The organism is Leisingera sp. ANG49 (assembly GCF_059694505.1).
Window position 1 is genome coordinate 169,599 of record NZ_JCATZN010000002.1, and the last position, 17,548, is coordinate 187,146.

The window sequence follows — 17,548 nt, forward strand, 5'->3', positions numbered from 1 at the left end:
TGGAACTTTCAATCACGGACCGGCGTCAGCTGCCCGCGATCAGCTCGGCCTGCGCCACAATCACCTCAGCCTGCTTGATCGAGGCGATATCGACAAGACGGCCCTTGTAGACGGTTGCGCCGGCGCCGGAGGCCTTGGCCTCTTCCATCGCAGCCAGGATCTCGCGGGCTTCCTGCACCGCTTCATCGGAGGGGGTGAAGACCTGGTTGGCCAGCGCGATCTGGCTGGGGTGGATCGCCCATTTGCCGACCATGCCCAAGGTCGCCGAGCGTTTCGCCTGGGCGATATAGCCGTCCTCGTCGGAGAAATCCCCGAACGGCCCGTCCACCGGCAGGATGCCATGGGTGCGGCAGGCGGCAACGATGGCGGCCTGCGCCCAGTGCCAGGGGTCGGACCAGTGCTTCTGGCCCTCGCGGATCATGTAGTAATTCTCCTGGGTGCCGCCGATGCCGGTGGTCTGCATCCCCATCGAGGCGGCGAAATCCGCAGCCCCCAGGCTCATCGCCTGCAGACGGGGCGAGGATCTGGCGATGTCTTCCGCATGCGCGATGCCCGCCGCCGACTCGATGATCACCTCAAAGGACACCTGCTTGGTGCGGCCCTTGGCGCGCTCGATGGCGGTGACCAGCGCGTCCACCGCATAGACATCCTCGGCGCAGCCCACCTTGGGGATCATGATCTGGTCGAGCCGGTCGCCGGCCTGCTCCAGGATGTCCACCACATCGCGGTACCAGTAGGGGGTGTCGAGCCCGTTGATCCGCACCGACAGGTACTTGCTGCCCCAGTCCACGCTGTTGATCGCCTCGATCACATTGGCGCGGGCCTGATCCTTGTCATCCGGCGCCACCGAATCCTCCAGGTCGAGGTTGATCACATCCGCCGCCGAGGCCGCCATCTTCTCGAACAGTTTCACCTTCGAGCCGGGGCCGAACAGCTGGCAGCGGTTGGGGCGCGCAGGGGCTGCGGGCTGGATGCGGAATGACATGCGGAGACCTCCCGGGGTAAGGAAATTGCAGAATTTTCGATCCTTGAGTTATTAAATTGCGCACCCCCTTGCAAGCGGATTTTGCACCTGCGGCAAGAGACGCCGCGTTGCGGCAATCCCGTTTGCGCCGTTTCCGTCGCAAACATGCGCGAATGTGCCGCCGCGGCCGCCTTAGGGGTGGGGCATGGCGCCGGCCGCAAGCCCGGTACGGGAAAGGAGTTTCATGAGACGCGCATTGATCGAGAACTGGGCCCTGTTTCTGGGCATGATGATGCTGATGGTCGGCAACGGGCTGCTGGTCACGCTGCTGACAATCCGGGGGGCCACCCTGGGGTTTTCCGAACTGGAGATCTCGATCATGCAGTCCTGCTACCCGCTGGGGGCGCTGGCCGGCACCATGCTGACGCCGCGGCTGATCGAGAAAGTGGGCCATATCCGGGTGTTCTCGGCGCTGGCGTCGATGGTTTCGGTCGCCGCAATTGCCCATCTGCTGACCGCGGACCCGGTCAGCTGGGCGCTGATGCGGCTCCTGGCGGGGTTCTGTTTCCCGGGGCTCTACGTGATCACCGAAAGCTGGCTCAACGCCAAGTCGGAAAACCGCATCCGCGCCCAGGTTCTGTCGGTCTATTTCATCATCCAGACGGCGGGGCCGGCGCTGGGCACCGCGATGGTCGGCCTGCCGGACCCCAGCGGCAACCTGCTGTTCGGGGTCACCTCGATCCTGCTGTCGGTGGCGATCGTGCCCTTGCTGCTGTCCAACAACCGGGCGCCGGAGTATTCCGCCCCGGACCGGATGCCGGTGACGCGGCTGTACAAAGTGTCGCCGATGACGGTGCTGGGCATCGTCATCATGGGCGCCGGGGTGGTGGCCTGGTACATCAGCCTGCCGCTGTATGCGCTGCAGAACGGTTTCAGCGAGGCGCAGGCCTCCGGCGCGCTGGTGATTGCGCTGATCGCCTCGGCACTGGTGCAATACCCGGTGGGGTGGCTGTCGGACCGCACCGACCGCCGCTATGTGGTGATCGCGCTGTCCGGGATTTCCGCGTTGGTGGCCTTGTGGATGGCGGTGGACACGGCGCCGTCGCGCATCGTGATCGGCTTCTCGGTGATAGCGGCCACCACGCTGCCGATCTACTCGATCCTCGCGGCCCATGCCAACGACCACCTGCAGCCGGGCCAGGTGGTGCCCGCCAGCGGCACTATGGCGTTCCTGCTGCAGCTGGGTCAGTTCTTCGGCATTCTGATCGGCCCGAACATGATCGGCCTCGCAGACGGGCGGGGCCTGCAGTACCTGCTGATCGGGGTCGGCATTGTCGTTGCGCTGATCGCCATTGCCCGCCGGGCCAGTTCCGAGGCGCCGGAGGACACCGGCGAGTTCCAGGCGATGGGCGTGATCGGCGTGGCGCAGCCCGGTGCCCTGCAGGCAGAAAGCTGGTCGCAGGAGGAGGAATCGCGAACAAGTCGCGAAGCGGAGGGAGAATCTTCGACAGTTTGACCGTTATTGCGAAGAAAGTCGCGCAAGCGAAACTTTCCTGCGCGATTTCGAGAGGACTTTGCGCGAAATTCGCCCGAAATTGACGCGACCTGTTATACTGGAAGGATGAGCGCGATGATCGAGACCCCTTATCTGCTGTTCCTGGGCGATGCGCCCGACATGCTGGCTGCCAAGGTTGCCATCGGCATTCGCGACTGGCGTCCCGACCACGCGGTCGGCCAGATTTCCCTGCCGGGCTGCGGCGCGGACCTGGGCCTCAAGGAGCTGACCCTGGCCGAGGCCAAGGAAGCCGGCGCCAAGACCCTGGTGATCGGCGTTGCCAACCGCGGCGGCGTGATCTCGCCCGCGTGGAAAGAGGTGCTGATCGAGGCGCTGGAAATGGGTTATGACCTGGCCTCCGGCCTGCACAACCTGCTGCGCGACGAGGGCGACCTGGTGGCCGCGGCCCAGACCCACGGCGGCACCCTGCACGACGTGCGCGTCCCCACCGTCGGCTACCCGATTGCCAATGGCGTCAAGCGCAGCGGCAAGCGCTGCCTGGCCGTCGGCACCGACTGCTCGGTCGGCAAGATGTACACCGCCATGGCGATGGACGCCGAGATGCAGAAGCGCGGCATCAAGTCGACCTTCCGCGCCACCGGCCAGACCGGCATCCTGATCACCGGCCACGGCGTGCCGCTGGACGCGGTTGTGGCGGACTTCATGGCGGGCTCCATCGAGTATCTGACCCCGGACAATGACGACGACCACTGGGACCTGATCGAGGGCCAGGGCTCGCTGTTCCACGTGTCCTACTCGGGCGTCACCATGGCGCTGGTGCACGGCGGCCAGCCGGACGCGCTGATCCTGTGCCACGAGCCGACCCGCACCCATATGCGCGGTCTGCCGGATTACGACGTGCCGGCCCTGGAAGAGCTGCGCGAGGTGTCGCTGCCGCTGGCCCGGCGGGCCAACCCGGCCTGCCAGATCGTCGGCATCTCGGTGAACACCCAGCACCTGACCGAGGACGAGGCGGTGAAATACCTGGCCGAGGTGGAAGAGCGCATGGGCCTGCCCGCCGTCGACCCGTACCGCCACGGCGCCGGCCGCCTGGTGGACGCGCTGGCCGCAGTCTGATCTAACAGCCCCGCCGGAGGCGCGTGCCGACAGGGCCGGTGCCTCCGGCGGGAGTATTTTTTGGAAAGATGAAAAGGCAGGTGCCCCGTTGGCCGGGCATCGCGCCAGGGCCCGCCGACTGCGGAGGGCCGCAGGAAAGGGCAGTTTCATGAACATCACCGTCACCCCGGACGTCTTCAAACTGGCGCAGGTCTTCACCATCTCGCGCGGCTCGCGCACCGAGGCCAAGGTGCTGACCGTGCGGGTCGAAAAGGACGGCGTCACCGGCTGGGGCGAATGCGTGCCCTATGCCCGTTACAACGAGACGCTGGACAGCGTGACGGCCGAGATCGAAGGGCTGCCCGCCGATTTCACCCGCGAAGAGCTGCAATCGCTGCTGCCCGCCGGCGCTGCCCGCAATGCGGTTGACTGCGCGCTGTGGGATCTGGAGGCGAAACAGGCCGGCAAGCGGGTCTGGGAGCTGGCAGGCCTGCCGGAGCCCAAGGCTGAGATCACCGCCTACACGCTGTCGCTGGATACGCCCGAGAAGATGCAGGCGCAGGCGGCGGAGAACGCCCACCGGCCGCTCTTGAAAATCAAGCTGGGCACCCCCGACGACATGCCGCGCCTGGAAGCGGTGCGCGCCGGCGCGCCCGATGCCAAGATCATCATCGACGCCAATGAGGGCTGGTCGGCAGAGGTCTATGCCGAGCTGGCGCCGCATCTGGTGCGCCTAGGCGTGGAGCTGGTGGAACAGCCTCTGCCCGCAGGTGAGGACGAAGCCCTGATAGGTATGGAGCGCCCGGTGCCGGTCTGCGCCGACGAGAGCTGCCATGACCGCGAAAGCCTGCCCAAGCTCAAGGGCAAATACGATGTGGTCAACATCAAGCTGGACAAGACCGGCGGGTTGACCGAGGCGCTGAAGCTGCGCGAGCAGGCGCTGGCCGAGGGCTACCAGGTGATGGTCGGCTGCATGGTCGGATCGTCGCTGGCGATGGCGCCCGCGACGCTTGTGGCGCAGGGTGCGGCGGTTACGGATCTTGACGGGCCGCTGCTTCTGGCCGAAGACCGCGACGAACCTTTGACATTTGATGCCGACGGCGTGCACCCGCCTGTGGCTGCACTCTGGGGCTGAGGAGACGACTATGACCCGTACCGTTTATGTGAATGGCGAATACCTGCCGGAAAACGAGGCCAAGGTTTCGATCTTTGACCGCGGCTTCCTGTTTGCCGATGCGGTTTATGAGGTGACTTCTGTCCTCGACGGCAAACTGATCGACTTCGAAGGCCACGCGGTGCGCCTGGACCGCTCGCTGAAAGAGCTGGATATGGCGTCGCCCTGCTCCAAGGAGGAGCTCTTGGAAATCCACCGCAAGCTGGTGGAGCTGAACGGCATCGAGGAAGGCCTGGTCTATCTGCAAGTCTCCCGCGGCTCCGACGGCGACAGGGACTTCGTGTTCCCCTCCGCCGACACCCCGCCGAGCCTCGTGCTGTTCACCCAGAACAAGCCCGGCCTGGCCGACAGCCCCGCTGCCGCGAAAGGTGCCAAGATCATCTCGATCGAGGACATCCGCTGGGGCCGCCGCGACATCAAGACGGTGCAGCTGCTGTACCCGTCGATGGGCAAGATGATGGCCAAGAAGGCCGGCGCCGATGATGCCTGGCTGATCGAGGACGGCTTTGTGACCGAAGGCACCTCCAACAACGCCTATTACGTGAAGAACGGCAAGATCGTGACCCGTCCGCTCAGCAACGACATCCTGCACGGCATCACCCGCGCCGCGGTGCTGCGGCTGGCGGCGGAAGCGCAGATGGAGATCGAGGAGCGCCTGTTCACCATCGAGGAAGCCAAAGACGCGGACGAGGCCTTCACCACCTCTGCCAGCGCCTTTGTGATGCCGGTGGTGGAGATCGACGGCGTCACCCTGGGCGATGGCACCCCGGGCCCCATCGCCAAGCGCCTGCGCGAGATCTACCTGGAAGAAAGCCGCAATAAAGCGGTCTGAGGCTGATTGCCGGACCGGATCGAAAGGCCGCCCTTCGGGGCGGTTTTTTGTTCAAAAGAGAATCAATTCCACTGTTCCGGGCTGTGCGGCAGAGCGCAAAAGCCTGGTTTCAAAGCGGATGAAACAGCGTATTTTCCAGCCCCTGGCAACAATGGGTGTCGGGTTGGGCGACTGTTCCCTGAAACCCGTCTTACGGCTCAGGATTTTAACTAATTTTACACAAAATGCGCCCGTTGGCGGCGGAATGCGGTACTCTGATTTCAGGTGATGGGAGCCGGCCAGGGGGGCCGCCAGCCAGAGCCGCAGACCGTGGAGGTTCCAGATGCAGCAGTGTTACCAGCCAGAGATCGGGGAAACCGTGAACAGCCAGGCCGCAGAGCCGAGCGACGCGGAAATTCTGGCCGCTGTCCGCCAGGTGCTGACCGCGGAAGTGGTGGAGCATCCCGATTATGCCGAGGCGCATGCCAGCCGGGGGTGGCTGGCTGGCAAGCTCCTGGCGCGGGAACGTCCGGCCTCCGGCGCACTGGCCTCCCGGCTTCTGGGCCGCTTCCGCGGTTAGGCGCACCGTCCGGGGGTGCGCGCCCTGCTGCGGACCGGCGGTCCGGGGATTTAAGAGAAGAAATTTGCAACGGCCGCCCAGAACGGGCGGCCTTTTTCATGGCCGCAGCAGCGCCTGTTGAGTGTGATAGGCTTGGCCGTGAACCGGACGGGAGAGGAGCGCAGATGCTGAACCGGATATGGATGCTGCTGGCAGCGGGGCTGCTGGCCGCGCCGGCAGCGGCGGCGGAGGGGGCCTCGGCGTGCGGCGGGGAGGCGCCGTGCCGGATTGACGGCGGCGAATACCATATGGCCCTGCCGGAGGCCTGGCAGGGCGGGCCGGCGGTGATGTTCCTGCATGGCTATGGCAGCAGCGGCGCCAAGGTGATTGCCAACACCGGACTGGTGGCGGGTTTCACCCGGCGCGGCTATGCGGTGATTGTCCCAAACGGGCTGCCCTGGAAAGAGGGCAAGCCCGCGGACTGGTCGGTGCGCGACGGCTGGAACACCTATCCGCGCAACGACCTGGCGTTTCTGCGCGATGTGCTGGCGGATGCCGCCGCCCGCGCCGGGGTGGAGGCGGACCGGCTGCTGCTGAGCGGCTTCTCCCGCGGCGGCTCGATGGTGTGGGATGCAGCGTGCCAGGCGCCGGAGTTTGCGGCTGCCTATGCGGCGGTTGCCGGCGGTTTCTGGCTGCCGATGGCGCAGGACTGCAAGGGGCCGGTGCGGCTGCTGCACATCCATGGTTTCACCGACAAGGTCGTGCCGCTGGAAGGCCGGGTGATCCAAGGTTCGGTTGCTGAGATCATACAGGCCGATATCTGGGAAGGGCTGCAGCTGTGGCGCCGCGAAAACAGCTGCCGCAGAAATGCCGCAGGGCATGAGACCGAAGACGGCATCTGGCGCAAGCGCTGGGACTGCGATGCCGGCGGGCTGGAGCTGATCCTGCACAAGGGCGGCCACGGCCTGCCCAAGGACTGGAGCGCCATGGCGCTGGACTGGTTCGAGGGGGTGGAGCGCTGAGGGGCGGGGCAGGGCTGCCCCGCCGCCCGTGTGATCAGCCGCGCTCCGTCAGCCGCTCCTTGAAGAAGCTGAGGATCTCATCCCGCGCGGTCAGCGTCGGGCTGCCCGCCTCATCCACCAGATGCGCGGTCACCACGCTGTGCGGGGTGGGGACGTGTTTGGCAAAGAACGGCGGCACGTCTGCGGCGGCGGCGCTGTCTGGCAGGGTGCGGGCGTCGAAGTGGTCTCCCAAAGCCTCGGCATAGGCGGCAAAACGCTGGGCCTGGCAGAAGGCGTCGCCCTGGAACCGGTAGGCCAGCACGGTGAGGTCCTCGCGCTCCAGCCGGTCGCGCACGGCGGCCAGCTCCTCCGGCGGGCTTTCGACGCCAGCGGGGTTGTCCAGCGGCAGCGAGGGCTGCGCCAGCACCGGCGCCAGCATGGAGGGCTCCAGCATCATCGACAGGGCGAAATTGCCGGTGAAACACATGCCGATGGCGCCGGTGCCGGGGCCGCCGCAGTCCTGGTGCGCCAGCCGCGCCAGCGCCCGCAGCCATTGGGTGACAGGGCTGGAGCCATTGCCCGCAAAGGCGCGGAACTCGGCGCTGACGCAGGCGCGGCGGAACACCTCTGCGCCGTCCTCCGCCGTGGCCAAGGCACCGTCGCGGCCGAACAGCGACGGCATGTAGACGGTGAACCCCGCATCACGCACCCAGCGGGCAAAGCGGGCGACATGCGGGCTGATCCCCGGCATTTCCGCCATCACGATCACCGCCGGTCCGCTGCCTGACACATGCACGGTTTTCTCAGCATCGTTGAGGCTGATCCGCCGCGGCTCGAAATCCTCCAGCGTGTCATCCTGGTCCAGCGGGCGCTTGGTCATCGGGTGTCCTTCCTGTCTGCGAATCTGAGTCTTGATTTTGAACTCAGATAGAAATCCCCTATCTGGGTCCGCATGTCAAACCCAGCCTCTGATTCCCGTGAAACCCTGCCCGCCATCCGCCGCCGCGCCCTGGTGCCCAAGGAGCAGTGCCCGATGGCGCTGGCCGCGGAGATCCTGGGTGACCGCTGGACGCTCTTGATCCTGCGGGAGGCGTTCTACGGCGTCTGCCGCTATGACGATATGCGCGAGGACCTGAAGGCGCCGCGCTCCACCCTGACGGACCGGCTGAACAGTCTGGTGGCGCGCGGGATCCTGGAAAAGCGGCCCTATCAGGAGGCCGGCGACCGCGTGCGCCAGGCCTATGTGCTGACGGAGGCCGGGCGCGGGCTGGCGCTGACCTTTCTGGCGCTGACCCAATGGGGGGAGGCGCATGTCACCGGCGGCGCGGCGCCTGTCGAGGTGGCGGACCGGGAAACCGGCGCACCGCTGCGGGTCGCACTGGTGGATGCGGAGGGGGCGCCGGTTGATCCGGCGCGCGCGGCGTTGCGGCTGAGAGGCTGAGGCGGCAGCCAGTCCGGCTCCTTTCACCTTTGGGCAAATACTACGGGGTGAATTGGCCGCCAGACCAAGAGGGGCAGCGCCCCTCCTGCAGGCTCTGCATCCGGCAGGAAAACGACGCAGCCGATGGCGGAAACGGGCCGGTAACTGGCGGCCGCCGCGCCTAGCCTTGCGGAAACCGGGAGGACAATCCATGCGGCCATTTGAAGGAGTGCGGGTTCTCGACCTGACCCATGTGTATGCCGGGCCCTTTGCGGCCTATCAGCTGGCGGTGCTGGGGGCCGAGGTGATCAAGATCGAGCCGGCGGCCCAGCCCGACATGACCCGGGGTGAGGGTGCCGATCCGGAACTGAATGCCCGGGGCATGGGGCTGGCGTTCCAGGCCCAGGCGGCGGGCAAGAAATGCCTGGCGCTGGATCTGGCCGGTTCCGAAGGCCAGGAGATCTTTGCCCGGCTGGTGGAGACGGCCGATGTGGTGGTGTTGAATTACACGCTGCCAGCGGTGCAGCGGCTGGGCCTCACCTATGAGCGGCTGGCAGAGCTGAAACCGGACCTGATCTACTGCGCCATCAGCGGTTTCGGGCAGCAGGGGCCGAAAGCGGAGCACCCCGCTTACGACACGGTGATCCAGGCCTTCAGCGGCATCATGGCCGCCAATGGCGAGGCTGGGCAGGACCCGTTGCGGGTGGGGCCCGCAATGGTGGATTACGGCACCGGCGCGCAGGCGGCTCTGGCCATCTCGGCGGCGCTTTACGGCCGGGCGGTGACCGGGCAGGGGCGCTATATCGACGTGGCGATGGCGGATGCGGCGCTGATGCTGCAGAACTCCGGCACCTGCCAGGCGCTGCACACCGGCAAGGGGCCGCGCCCGCATGGCAACCGGGATCCGTCGCTGGCGGGCTATGCCGCCTATCAGACCGCGGCGGGCACCCTGATGATCGGGGCCTATACCAGCAAGCAGATGGCGGCGCTGATGCGCACTGTCGGCCGCCCGGCGGAGGCGGAGGCGATTGCCAATACCCCTAGGGCAGAGATCGCCGCCCGCCGGATTTGGGACACCGAAGTTCTGGTAGATGTGATGCTGACCCGCACTGCGGCGGAATGGGAGGAGCTGCTGAACGCCCACCACGTGCCCGCGGCCCGGGTGCGGCATCTGGAGGAAAGCCTGGCCGAACCGCATTACCAGGCGCGCGGCGCAGTGCAGGAGGCCGAGGGGCAAAGACTGGCGGTTGCGGGATTCGCCTACGGCCACGGCAGCCCGGAGCTGGATCACGGCCCGCGCGCGCATGGCGCCGACAGTGCCGAAGTGCTGGCGGGGATCGGCATCACGCCGGAGGCTTTCGCAGCGCTCAAGTCCCGCGGCGTGGTGGCCTGACCGCCCGGCCCGGTCATTTCACAACCGGAGCGCTCCCGCCTGCCGGACCTGCATTGAAAATGCAGCCCCCGCAGTTGGGCCCGGGGCCGCGCTGTGCGCGGCGCCGGGCCGAAGGCCGTCCGGAAGTCCGGCCCTGGGCCGGGGTTTCGTGCGGGCGCGGGAGCGTTTAGTGGCCTCAGAGCCCATCCGCCCGCAGGCGCCGGGCAAGGCCTACTGCTTGTCGGTCACGTTTTCCTTAAACGCGACCTCGAAGGCCGCCTGTTTCTCGGCGCTGGCCTCGGTCTGGTAGTTGGCTTTCCACTCTTCCATGGTCATGCCGTAGTAGATTTCGCGGGCTTCGGTCTTGTCCATGTCGATGCCGCGCTCGTTGGCGGCTTCCTGGTACCAGCGGGCCAGGCAGTTGCGGCAGAAGCCGGCCATGTTCATCAGGTCGATGTTCTGCACATCAGTGCGGTCTTCCATCAGGTGCTTTTGCAGGCGGCGGAAGGCGGCGGCCTGGATTTCGGTCTCGGTTTGCTTGTCCATGGCGGAGGTCCTGAGTGAGTGCGGGGTGTTTGGCACAGGCCTAGCAGCCGCGGCGGGGGCGGGCAATGGCGGGGTGCGGCAGGGTCAGATCAGCTGCAGCGCCAGCCACGGCCCCAGCGCGGTGGCGAAAATCACGATCTTGTAGGTGCCGAGCCAGCGGTAGACGGTGAGGCTGACATCCGCGGGTGCCAGCCCGAACATGCGGGCGTGCAGGCCGGCCACCCAGTCCCGCATCAGCATCAGAAGGACGGCGGAGAGGGTGAACAGGCCGATGTGCAGCAGGGTCAGCCAGCCGAAAAAGGCAGAGAGGGTTTCCTGGGTCATGACTGCTCCTTTCCCGGAAAATCCCGCGTTTCCGTTACAGATATGGGGGTGCAGCGCTGGTTCTGCAACGCGGAGCCGTTTCCCGGCGCGGGGAACGGCCCGGAAAACACGCGTTTCCCGGGACGGAATTCGCGCCGGATTCCGGTACAGATTCGAGGTCAGAGGCCGGAGGTTTCCAGCGCCTGGGGCAGGATGCGGGCGAGGCGCTCGGCCCATTCATGCTGGCCCTTGTGCTCGGCAATCAGGTCATTCCTGAGCTCGATCAGCGTGTTGGGGCGGCCGGGCTTGGTGGCGTGGGTTTCGATCGCGTCGCCGGGCAGATAGCCGGTGTAAGGCTCATTGACGCCGACGCACAGGCCGTCCTCGCGGTTCAGCTCGTCCACGACGAAGGGCGAGAACCGCTCGCCCTCGGGGAACAGGATGCCGATCTCCCAGGGCCGCGGCGGCCGTCCGCGCAGCTGGCGGGTGAAGCTGTGCACCGAGACGATCACCGTGCGGGGCCGTTCCGCCAGCCGCGCCAGCGCCCGGTGGTAGGGGCGGTAGCAGCCTTCCAGCCGCTCCTTCAGCTCGGCTTCGCCCGCGTGGCGGTTGGCCGGGATGATGGTGCCGTCATAAAGCTTCATCAGCAGGGTGGGGTCATCCTCGCCGCGGTTGGGGTCGATCACCAGGCGGGAGAAATTCGACGCCACCACCGGCGCGTCCAGCATCTCGCCCAGGAGCTTGGACACCTCATAGGCGCCGACGTCATAGGCGATGTGGCGCTCCATGTCCTCGCGCGGGAGGCCGAGGTCGCCGCCGCCGGCAAATTCCGGCACATGGTTGGTTGCGTGGTCGCAGGTGATCAGCCAGCGGGCGGGGCGGTCTGCGCCGTGAACAAAAAAGGGAGTATATGTCATGAGCCTGATATGTTTTGCCGCAATCTCTTTACGGGAGTTGCGCGGAAATGGGAATTGGGGGATAAGCACCCCGAGCTGTTTGCGGTAACATAAGTCAGGTCCGGAGGAGAGGAACCCAATGAAACGATCGCGCAATGTGAAGATTGTCGCCACTTTGGGGCCGGCCTCGGAGACCTACGAGACCATCCGCGCGCTGCATGAGGCGGGCGCCGATGTGTTCCGCCTGAACATGTCGCACGGCAGCCACCCGGAGATCGCCGAGAAGCACAAGATCATCCGCCAGGTGGAGCAGGATCTGGACAGCCCGATTGCGATTCTGGCCGACCTGCAGGGCCCGAAGCTGCGGGTGGGTGTGTTTGCCAACGGCGCCGAGGAGCTGGAGGAGGGGGCGAAATTCCGCCTCGACCTGGATGAGGCGGAGGGCGACGTGTCGCGCGTGTGCCTGCCGCATCCGGAGATCTTCCAGGCGCTGGAGCCGGGCGCGCATCTCTTGGTCAATGACGGCAAGATCCGCCTGGTGGTGGATGACTGCGGCCCGGACTTTGCCGACTGCACGGTGGAGACCGGCGGCACGATTTCCAACCGCAAGGGGGTGAATGTGCCCGACGTGGTGCTGCCGCTGGCGGCCTTGTCCGAGAAGGACCGTGCGGACCTGGAATTTGTCTGCTCCCTGGGGGTGGACTGGCTGGCGCTGTCCTTTGTGCAGCGGGCCAAGGATGTCTATGAGGCGCGCGCGCTGGCCGATGGCCGCGCGGCGGTGCTATCGAAGATTGAGAAGCCGCAGGCGGTGGAGGATTTCGAGGCCATCCTGGATGCCTCCGACGGCATCATGGTGGCGCGCGGCGACCTTGGCGTCGAACTGCCGGTGGCGGCGGTGCCGCCGATTCAGAAACGGCTGGTGCGCAAGTGCCGGGCCGCGGCCAAGCCGGTGATCGTGGCGACCCAGATGCTGGAAAGCATGATCGAAAGCCCGATGCCGACCCGGGCCGAGGTCTCCGACGTTGCCACCGCCATCTATGAGGGCGCCGATGCGGTAATGCTGAGCGCCGAAAGCGCGGCCGGCCAGTATCCGGTGCAAGCGGTGCAGACCATGGACAAGGTGGCGGTCGAGGTTGAGGCTGACCCGACTTATACCCAGATCATCGCGTCGTCGCGCTCGGCCAAGGGCACCACGGTGGCGGACGGCATCGTTGCCGCGGCGCGGGAAATTGCAGAGAAGACTGAGATCAAGGCGATCTGCTGTTTCACCCAGTCCGGCACCACTGCGCTGCTGACCGCGCGGGAACGCCCTGGCGTGCCGATCATCGCGATGACCCCGGTCAGTACTACGGCGCGGCGGCTGTGCCTCAGCTGGGGCTGCAAATGCGTGATGACGCCGGAGCTGGACCGCTTCAAGGGCGCGGTTGTCAGCGCCGCGCGGGCGGCGCGGTCGGGTGGCTATGCCAGTGAGGGCGACCAGATCGTGGTCACCGCGGGGGTGCCCTTCAACGTGCCGGGCACCACCAACATCCTGCGCATCGCGCCCTGCGACGAGCGGCTGATCTACAGCACCGATCCGGAGTAAGCGGCCAGCCGGAGCAGGGGGCGGCGATTGAAATGCCGCTGCCTGCGCCTACCATTTCCCGTGTTGCTGTGTTGACGGGGGACGTGGTTCATGGATACGGATCTGGCGCTGATCCTGGGGCTGATCATTGCGGGTTTCACGGTGCCGTCGGTGATGTCCGCGCTCAGCGAACGCCGCCCGCCGCGGGCGTCGGTTTTGACCATCCTGATTGCCATCGGGCTGGTTACCTATGCGGTGATGACGAATCCCGGCGGCTACAGCGTCGAGGAGATCCCGGACGTGTTTTTCCGGGTTGTCGGCCGGTTTCTTTAGAGAATCCGCTTGCTCCCGGTGCAAGCATTGCGTAAAGGGCAGCTCTGTTCCGCGCGGCCGGCCTTTCTTAGGCATGCCGAGTCGCGCGTCTAGCGAACCTGCATTGAAGGAGACGGAAATGCCCAAGATGAAGACGAAGTCGAGCGCCAAGAAGCGCTTCAAGGTGACCGCGACCGGCAAGGTCATGGCTGGTCAGGCCGGCAAGCGCCACGGCATGATCAAACGCACCAAGAAATTCATCCGCGATGCCCGCGGCACCACCACCCTGTCGGCACCCGACGCAAAGATCGTCAAGGGCTTCATGCCCTACGACCGCTAAGAGGAGATCTGAGATATGTCCCGCGTTAAAGGTGGTACCACAACTCACGCCCGTCACAAGAAGGTCATCAAGGCAGCCAAAGGTTACTACGGCCGCCGCAAGAACACCTTCAAGGTTGCCCGTCAGGCCGTCGACAAGGCGAACCAGTACGCAACCCGCGACCGTAAGAACCGCAAGCGCAACTTCCGCGCGCTGTGGATCCAGCGGATCAACGCTGCTGTGCGTTCGCACGACGAAGCGCTGACCTACTCCCGCTTCATCAACGGCCTGACCCTGGCCGGCATCGAAGTGGACCGCAAGGTTCTGGCCGATCTGGCCGTGCACGAGCCCGAAGCCTTCGGTGCGATCGTGCGCCAGGCACAGGACGCGCTGGCAGCCTAAGGCTCCGGAGCTTTGGAATTCAGAAAAGGCCGCCCATCGGGGCGGCCTTTTTGCGTTTGGGGGATCAGACGGGGCCCGGGCGCGCTGGACCGGTGTCAGGCGGCACCCGGCCTTCCGGCCTGGAGGCCCGGGAGCTGGCCGCTTGCCGCCTTTTATGCCTGCGCTAGTTAGCCTGTTCAGCACGGCAGGAGGTTGAAAATGCCATACTCTCAAAGTCAGCTGGATGATCTTGCGCAACGATATACGGAGGCTTGGAACTCAAAAGTGCCGGAGCAGGTCGCGGCTTTCCATGATCCGGGCAGCAGTATTGTGATCAACCGCGGGGAGCCGTCGAGCGGTCACAGCGGCCTCACCGAGATGGCCGCAGGATTTCACGCGGATGTGCCGGACTTGCATCTCAGCTGCGATGGCATCCGCGGGGCTGGCGCCCATGTTTTGTACATGTGGACATTCACAGGCCACCACGCCGGGACCGGCAACCCGCTTAGCGTGAGCGGCTGGGAGGAATGGGAGCTGGACGACGGCATGAAGATCACGTCCTCCCAGGGGTGGTTCGACGCAGAAGACTACGAGCGCCAGGTCTCGGGGTAAGGTTCGGCAGCCGCGGCAGGGCAGGCCAGTTCGTCTGCGCGGCAACGCCGGCGCGCCTGCGCTGGTCAGCCCTGGCGCGGCATCCGCAGGGTGAAGACCGTCTGCACCTCATCCGACTCCGCCGTGAGCAGGCCGCCGTGCGCCTTGGCGATCTGCTGGGCGATGTAGAGGCCGAGGCCAAGCCCGTTTTGCGACTCGCGGGTGCCGGAGCGGGTGAAAGGCTCGAACAGCAGGGCCATTGTGCCTCCCGGGATCGGATCCCCCTGGTTGGCGACCGACAGCAGGAAATCGCTTCCGTCATCGCGGGCGGTCACGGTCACCGGTTTTCCTGGCGCGCCGTGGGTAACGGCGTTGGACAGGAGGTTGGAAACCAGCTGCGCGATGCGGTCGGTGTCGCAGTTCAGCGGGTCGGCGAAACTGTAGTTCTCGGTGATCGGGGCGGCCTGGTTCGCCAGCCGGATCTCCTCGACCGCTTGCGCCAGCACCGGCCGCAGCTCTGCGCTGGCCGAACGCTCAACCTCGATGCCGTCGCCCAGGCGCGAGCGGGCGAAATCGAGGATGTCGTTGATCAGCGCTGACATGCGGGTGACGGACTGGCGGCCCAGGGCCAGAATCTCCAGCGCCTTGGCCGATTGCGGCTCGTTCTCCAGCAACCGCAGCGCGGCGCCGACAGCGGATTGCGCAGGTCGTGGCCCAGCACCGCGATGAACTGCTCGCGGAAGCGGGCCTCCTGCTCGCGGGTGGCCAAGTGCAGCTCCTGCTCCTTGGCTTTGGTCACATCCCGGGCGTTGCAATAGAAGCGGTCGCCCTCCGGCACCGCGTTCCAGGACAGCCAGCGGTAGGTACCGTCCTTGTGGCGGTAGCGGTTCTCGAACTGCAGGACCGGCTCGCCGTGCTTGACCCGTTCAAAGGCGGCCTCAGTCCGGGACATGTCATCCGGGTGCAGAAAGTCGAAGAACTGGCGGCTCTCGATTTCTTCCGGCAGCAGGCCGAGGGTGCGGAACCAGGCCGGGTTGGTGTCCATGAAGACGCCGGAGGCGTCGACCACGCCCAGCAGATCGGGCGTGACCTTCCAGGTCAGGCTGGTGCGGTCCATGTGGGTAGGCATAGGCGCGGTCCATGAGCAGCGTCGGCGGACCATTCTGCACATGCCGCAAAGTGTCTGGCAAGCCTCAAGGTGTTGGGCTGGCGGGAAAACGCATCCTCTGCGTGCATCAGCTGCGCGCCGCGGCCCGCCGCCGGCTGCGGCGCCTACCACATCCTGGACTTGGCGTATTCCGCATAGCCGGAGTCATAGGCCTCGGCCTCGAACGCCGCCTCCTGCTCCTTCAGGAACTGGCCTGCTGTGGGGACGGCGGGGCGGTCTGCGTCCGGGTCCCACAGGCGCGAGCGCATCAGCGCCTTGGCGCATTGGAAATAGAGCTCCTGGATGGTGATCACCGCGACGGTGGCTGGCAGCAGGGATTTGCGGGCGAAATGGCTGCGCAGGCCCTCGTCCGCGGTCAGCACGGCGGTGCCGTTGACCCGCACCACGTTGTTGCAGCCCGGTACCATGAACATCAGGCTGACGCGCGGGTCGCGGACGATGTTGCGCAAGGAGTCGATGCGGTTGTTGCCGCGCCAGTCGGGCAGCCAGAGGGTCCGGTCGTCCGCCATATGCACCACCGGGCCGTCGTCGCCCCGCGGGCTGGCGTCGGTGCCTTCGGCCCCGATGGTGGACAGGACCAGGAACCGCGACGCCCCGATCCAGTCGCGGTAGAGCGGCGTCAGACGGCTGGTGACCTTTGTCAGCGACTGCGGCACCGGGGCGCCGTAGATCTCTTCAAGCTCATCGGTGGTGGTGAGTGTCTGCATCGGCCTGTCTCCTTTTGGTTGCGTTTTATCTTGCCCTTTTGGGGCGATGGGGCCAATTTTGGCGCAAATGGGCCAAATTCCGGAAATCATCCCGCGGAGCCAGACCTCTGCCGATGCGGTGCAGGAGCTGCCGCATGGGGTGGCGTCTTATGCCCGCCGCTACCCGGACGGCTATGTCTCCGCCTGGCACACCCACCCGCGGCATCAGCTGGTCTATGCGGTGGCCGGGCTGATGATGGCAGAGGCCGGCGGCACCAGCTGGGCGGTGCCGGCGGGGTCGGGGCTGATCGTTCCGGCGGGGATGCCGCATGAGATCCGCATGGCGGGGGAGGTGCAGCTGCAGTCCCTCTATATCGACCCGGCAGAGACAGGGGCGGAGATGATGGCGGAGTGCCGGGCGGTGACGGTCTCTCCGCTGCTGGCGGGGCTGATCGCGGCGCTGTGCGGGATGAACAACCCCTGGCCGCTGCCGACCCGGGCGCATCATCTGAGCCGGCTGATCCTGATCGAGCTGGGTGCGGCGGAAAAATCGCCGCTGGCGCTGCCGTATCCGGCGGATGCGCGGCTGCGGCGGGTCTGCGATGCGCTGATGGACAGCCCCGGCAGCGTGCAAACGATCGACCATTGGGCGGCATTGGCGGGGATGAGCCGCCGCAGCTTCACCCGCCGGTTCCAGCAGCAGACGGGGCTGAGCTTAGGCGCCTGGCGCGGCCGGCTGCGCTGCCAGATCGCGCTGCGGGCCGAGGCGCGCGGCGAGCGGATGGAGCAGGTGGCCCAGCGGCTGGGCTATGCCAGCCGCCAGTCCTTGCAGGAGATGATGCGGCGGGTGATTTGAACGGGGTCCGGCTG

Annotated in this window: 22 protein-coding genes; 14 read left to right on the top strand and 8 right to left on the bottom strand. The window is 66.3% G+C overall.

Translation table 11 applies throughout. The features are described from left to right. Positions 1-25 precede the first annotated feature (25 nt). Entirely contained in the window at positions 26-985 is a 960-nt protein-coding gene (locus tag AC58NV_RS07195; protein ID WP_497226520.1) for an L-malyl-CoA/beta-methylmalyl-CoA lyase, read from the bottom strand. A gap of 223 nt (positions 986-1,208) precedes the next feature. Between AC58NV_RS07195 and AC58NV_RS07200 the strand changes: the two genes are divergently transcribed. From AC58NV_RS07200 to AC58NV_RS07225, 6 genes are all read left to right on the top strand, one after another. Next, entirely contained in the window at positions 1,209-2,480 is a 1,272-nt protein-coding gene (locus AC58NV_RS07200; RefSeq protein ID WP_497226521.1) for an MFS transporter, read from the top strand. Positions 2,481-2,594: 114 nt separating this feature from the next. Then, entirely contained in the window at positions 2,595-3,596 is a 1,002-nt protein-coding gene (gene dgcN, locus AC58NV_RS07205; RefSeq protein WP_497226522.1) for an N-acetyltransferase DgcN, read from the top strand. Positions 3,597-3,744: 148 nt separating this feature from the next. Next, entirely contained in the window at positions 3,745-4,710 is a 966-nt protein-coding gene (gene dgcA, locus AC58NV_RS07210; RefSeq protein ID WP_497226523.1) for an N-acetyl-D-Glu racemase DgcA, read from the top strand. A gap of 10 nt (positions 4,711-4,720) precedes the next feature. Continuing rightward, complete coding sequence (locus AC58NV_RS07215; protein ID WP_497226524.1) at positions 4,721-5,581, top strand: D-amino-acid transaminase; 861 nt, start codon at positions 4,721-4,723, stop codon at positions 5,579-5,581. A 322-nt stretch (positions 5,582-5,903) separates the two neighbouring features. Next, entirely contained in the window at positions 5,904-6,140 is a 237-nt protein-coding gene (locus AC58NV_RS07220; protein WP_497226525.1) for a hypothetical protein, read from the top strand. A gap of 164 nt (positions 6,141-6,304) precedes the next feature. After that, on the top strand, positions 6,305-7,141 hold the full coding sequence (locus AC58NV_RS07225) for a CE1 family esterase (RefSeq protein ID WP_497226526.1): 837 nt from the start codon (positions 6,305-6,307) through the stop codon (positions 7,139-7,141). A gap of 34 nt (positions 7,142-7,175) precedes the next feature. On the opposite strand, the gene AC58NV_RS07230 is transcribed toward AC58NV_RS07225, so the two are convergent. After that, positions 7,176-8,000, bottom strand: a complete 825-nt coding sequence (locus AC58NV_RS07230) for a dienelactone hydrolase family protein (RefSeq protein ID WP_497226527.1) — start codon at positions 7,998-8,000, stop codon at positions 7,176-7,178. Positions 8,001-8,072: 72 nt separating this feature from the next. Here AC58NV_RS07230 and AC58NV_RS07235 point away from each other — a divergent pair, with 72 nt between their 5' ends. Further along, complete coding sequence (locus AC58NV_RS07235; protein WP_497226528.1) at positions 8,073-8,561, top strand: winged helix-turn-helix transcriptional regulator; 489 nt, start codon at positions 8,073-8,075, stop codon at positions 8,559-8,561. A 190-nt stretch (positions 8,562-8,751) separates the two neighbouring features. Then, the gene (locus tag AC58NV_RS07240; protein WP_497226529.1) at positions 8,752-9,933 is read left to right on the top strand and encodes a CaiB/BaiF CoA transferase family protein; all 1,182 of its coding nucleotides are present in this window, start codon (positions 8,752-8,754) and stop codon (positions 9,931-9,933) included. A gap of 210 nt (positions 9,934-10,143) precedes the next feature. Here the strand turns inward: AC58NV_RS07240 and AC58NV_RS07245 are convergent, their stop codons facing one another. From AC58NV_RS07245 to AC58NV_RS07255, 3 genes are all read right to left on the bottom strand, one after another. Continuing rightward, the gene (locus AC58NV_RS07245; protein WP_497226530.1) at positions 10,144-10,458 is read right to left on the bottom strand and encodes a DUF1244 domain-containing protein; all 315 of its coding nucleotides are present in this window, start codon (positions 10,456-10,458) and stop codon (positions 10,144-10,146) included. Positions 10,459-10,542: 84 nt separating this feature from the next. Continuing rightward, positions 10,543-10,782 (bottom strand): DUF6868 family protein, encoded by a 240-nt coding sequence (locus tag AC58NV_RS07250; RefSeq protein WP_366661195.1) that lies wholly within the window; start codon positions 10,780-10,782, stop codon positions 10,543-10,545. Positions 10,783-10,940: 158 nt separating this feature from the next. Next, a complete protein-coding gene (locus tag AC58NV_RS07255) occupies positions 10,941-11,678 on the bottom strand; it encodes an N-formylglutamate amidohydrolase (RefSeq protein WP_497226531.1) in 738 nt (245 codons plus the stop codon). Positions 11,679-11,796: 118 nt separating this feature from the next. On the opposite strand from AC58NV_RS07255, the gene pyk reads away from it, so the two are divergent. From pyk to AC58NV_RS07280, 5 genes are all read left to right on the top strand, one after another. Beyond that, positions 11,797-13,242: a pyruvate kinase gene (gene pyk / locus AC58NV_RS07260; protein ID WP_497226532.1), complete on the top strand. Its 1,446-nt coding sequence runs from the start codon at positions 11,797-11,799 to the stop codon at positions 13,240-13,242. Between the two features lie 90 nt (positions 13,243-13,332). Next, positions 13,333-13,554, top strand: coding sequence for a hypothetical protein (locus tag AC58NV_RS07265; RefSeq protein ID WP_497226533.1), 222 nt, complete (start codon positions 13,333-13,335; stop codon positions 13,552-13,554). Between the two features lie 118 nt (positions 13,555-13,672). Then, the gene (rpmI, locus tag AC58NV_RS07270; RefSeq protein WP_366661191.1) at positions 13,673-13,873 is read left to right on the top strand and encodes a 50S ribosomal protein L35; all 201 of its coding nucleotides are present in this window, start codon (positions 13,673-13,675) and stop codon (positions 13,871-13,873) included. 15 nt (positions 13,874-13,888) lie between these two features. Further along, positions 13,889-14,254, top strand: coding sequence for a 50S ribosomal protein L20 (gene rplT, locus AC58NV_RS07275; protein ID WP_008557989.1), 366 nt, complete (start codon positions 13,889-13,891; stop codon positions 14,252-14,254). Between the two features lie 198 nt (positions 14,255-14,452). Then, a complete protein-coding gene (locus tag AC58NV_RS07280; RefSeq protein ID WP_497226534.1) occupies positions 14,453-14,845 on the top strand; it encodes an ester cyclase in 393 nt (130 codons plus the stop codon). 65 nt (positions 14,846-14,910) lie between these two features. On the opposite strand, the gene AC58NV_RS07285 is transcribed toward AC58NV_RS07280, so the two are convergent. The 3 genes from AC58NV_RS07285 to AC58NV_RS07295 all read right to left on the bottom strand — a co-directional run bounded on the left by AC58NV_RS07285 (position 14,911) and on the right by AC58NV_RS07295 (position 16,699). Beyond that, positions 14,911-15,498 carry a sensor histidine kinase gene (locus AC58NV_RS07285; protein WP_497226535.1) on the bottom strand — a complete coding sequence of 196 codons (588 nt, stop codon included), beginning with the start codon at positions 15,496-15,498 and terminating at the stop codon, positions 14,911-14,913. Then, entirely contained in the window at positions 15,414-15,953 is a 540-nt protein-coding gene (locus AC58NV_RS07290) for a PAS domain-containing protein (RefSeq protein WP_497226536.1), read from the bottom strand. The genes AC58NV_RS07285 and AC58NV_RS07290 overlap by 85 nt, the downstream gene beginning before the upstream one ends. Before the next feature lie 143 nt (positions 15,954-16,096). Beyond that, positions 16,097-16,699 carry a pyridoxamine 5'-phosphate oxidase family protein gene (locus tag AC58NV_RS07295; RefSeq protein WP_497226537.1) on the bottom strand — a complete coding sequence of 201 codons (603 nt, stop codon included), beginning with the start codon at positions 16,697-16,699 and terminating at the stop codon, positions 16,097-16,099. Between the two features lie 67 nt (positions 16,700-16,766). Between AC58NV_RS07295 and AC58NV_RS07300 the strand changes: the two genes are divergently transcribed. Further along, the gene (locus AC58NV_RS07300; RefSeq protein WP_497226538.1) at positions 16,767-17,534 is read left to right on the top strand and encodes an AraC family transcriptional regulator; all 768 of its coding nucleotides are present in this window, start codon (positions 16,767-16,769) and stop codon (positions 17,532-17,534) included. The last annotated feature ends 14 nt before the right edge of the window (positions 17,535-17,548 follow it).

Bases quoted from the DNA above. Each gene is read 5' to 3' on its own strand.
- AC58NV_RS07215 (WP_497226524.1), top strand. From the start codon at position 4,721: ATGACCCGTACCGTTTATGTGAATGGCGAATACCTGCCGGAAAACGAG.
- rplT (WP_008557989.1), top strand. From the start codon at position 13,889: ATGTCCCGCGTTAAAGGTGGTACCACAACTCACGCCCGTCACAAGAAG.
- dgcN (WP_497226522.1), top strand. From the start codon at position 2,595: ATGATCGAGACCCCTTATCTGCTGTTCCTGGGCGATGCGCCCGACATG.
- dgcA (WP_497226523.1), top strand. From the start codon at position 3,745: ATGAACATCACCGTCACCCCGGACGTCTTCAAACTGGCGCAGGTCTTC.
- pyk (WP_497226532.1), top strand. From the start codon at position 11,797: ATGAAACGATCGCGCAATGTGAAGATTGTCGCCACTTTGGGGCCGGCC.
- AC58NV_RS07200 (WP_497226521.1), top strand. From the start codon at position 1,209: ATGAGACGCGCATTGATCGAGAACTGGGCCCTGTTTCTGGGCATGATG.
- AC58NV_RS07220 (WP_497226525.1), top strand. From the start codon at position 5,904: ATGCAGCAGTGTTACCAGCCAGAGATCGGGGAAACCGTGAACAGCCAG.
- AC58NV_RS07290 (WP_497226536.1), bottom strand. From the start codon at position 15,953: ATGCCTACCCACATGGACCGCACCAGCCTGACCTGGAAGGTCACGCCC.
- AC58NV_RS07245 (WP_497226530.1), bottom strand. From the start codon at position 10,458: ATGGACAAGCAAACCGAGACCGAAATCCAGGCCGCCGCCTTCCGCCGC.
- AC58NV_RS07195 (WP_497226520.1), bottom strand. From the start codon at position 985: ATGTCATTCCGCATCCAGCCCGCAGCCCCTGCGCGCCCCAACCGCTGC.
- AC58NV_RS07300 (WP_497226538.1), top strand. From the start codon at position 16,767: ATGGGCCAAATTCCGGAAATCATCCCGCGGAGCCAGACCTCTGCCGAT.
- AC58NV_RS07235 (WP_497226528.1), top strand. From the start codon at position 8,073: ATGTCAAACCCAGCCTCTGATTCCCGTGAAACCCTGCCCGCCATCCGC.
- AC58NV_RS07225 (WP_497226526.1), top strand. From the start codon at position 6,305: ATGCTGAACCGGATATGGATGCTGCTGGCAGCGGGGCTGCTGGCCGCG.
- AC58NV_RS07280 (WP_497226534.1), top strand. From the start codon at position 14,453: ATGCCATACTCTCAAAGTCAGCTGGATGATCTTGCGCAACGATATACG.
- AC58NV_RS07295 (WP_497226537.1), bottom strand. From the start codon at position 16,699: ATGCAGACACTCACCACCACCGATGAGCTTGAAGAGATCTACGGCGCC.
- AC58NV_RS07265 (WP_497226533.1), top strand. From the start codon at position 13,333: ATGGATACGGATCTGGCGCTGATCCTGGGGCTGATCATTGCGGGTTTC.
- AC58NV_RS07230 (WP_497226527.1), bottom strand. From the start codon at position 8,000: ATGACCAAGCGCCCGCTGGACCAGGATGACACGCTGGAGGATTTCGAG.
- AC58NV_RS07250 (WP_366661195.1), bottom strand. From the start codon at position 10,782: ATGACCCAGGAAACCCTCTCTGCCTTTTTCGGCTGGCTGACCCTGCTG.
- rpmI (WP_366661191.1), top strand. From the start codon at position 13,673: ATGCCCAAGATGAAGACGAAGTCGAGCGCCAAGAAGCGCTTCAAGGTG.
- AC58NV_RS07255 (WP_497226531.1), bottom strand. From the start codon at position 11,678: ATGACATATACTCCCTTTTTTGTTCACGGCGCAGACCGCCCCGCCCGC.
- AC58NV_RS07240 (WP_497226529.1), top strand. From the start codon at position 8,752: ATGCGGCCATTTGAAGGAGTGCGGGTTCTCGACCTGACCCATGTGTAT.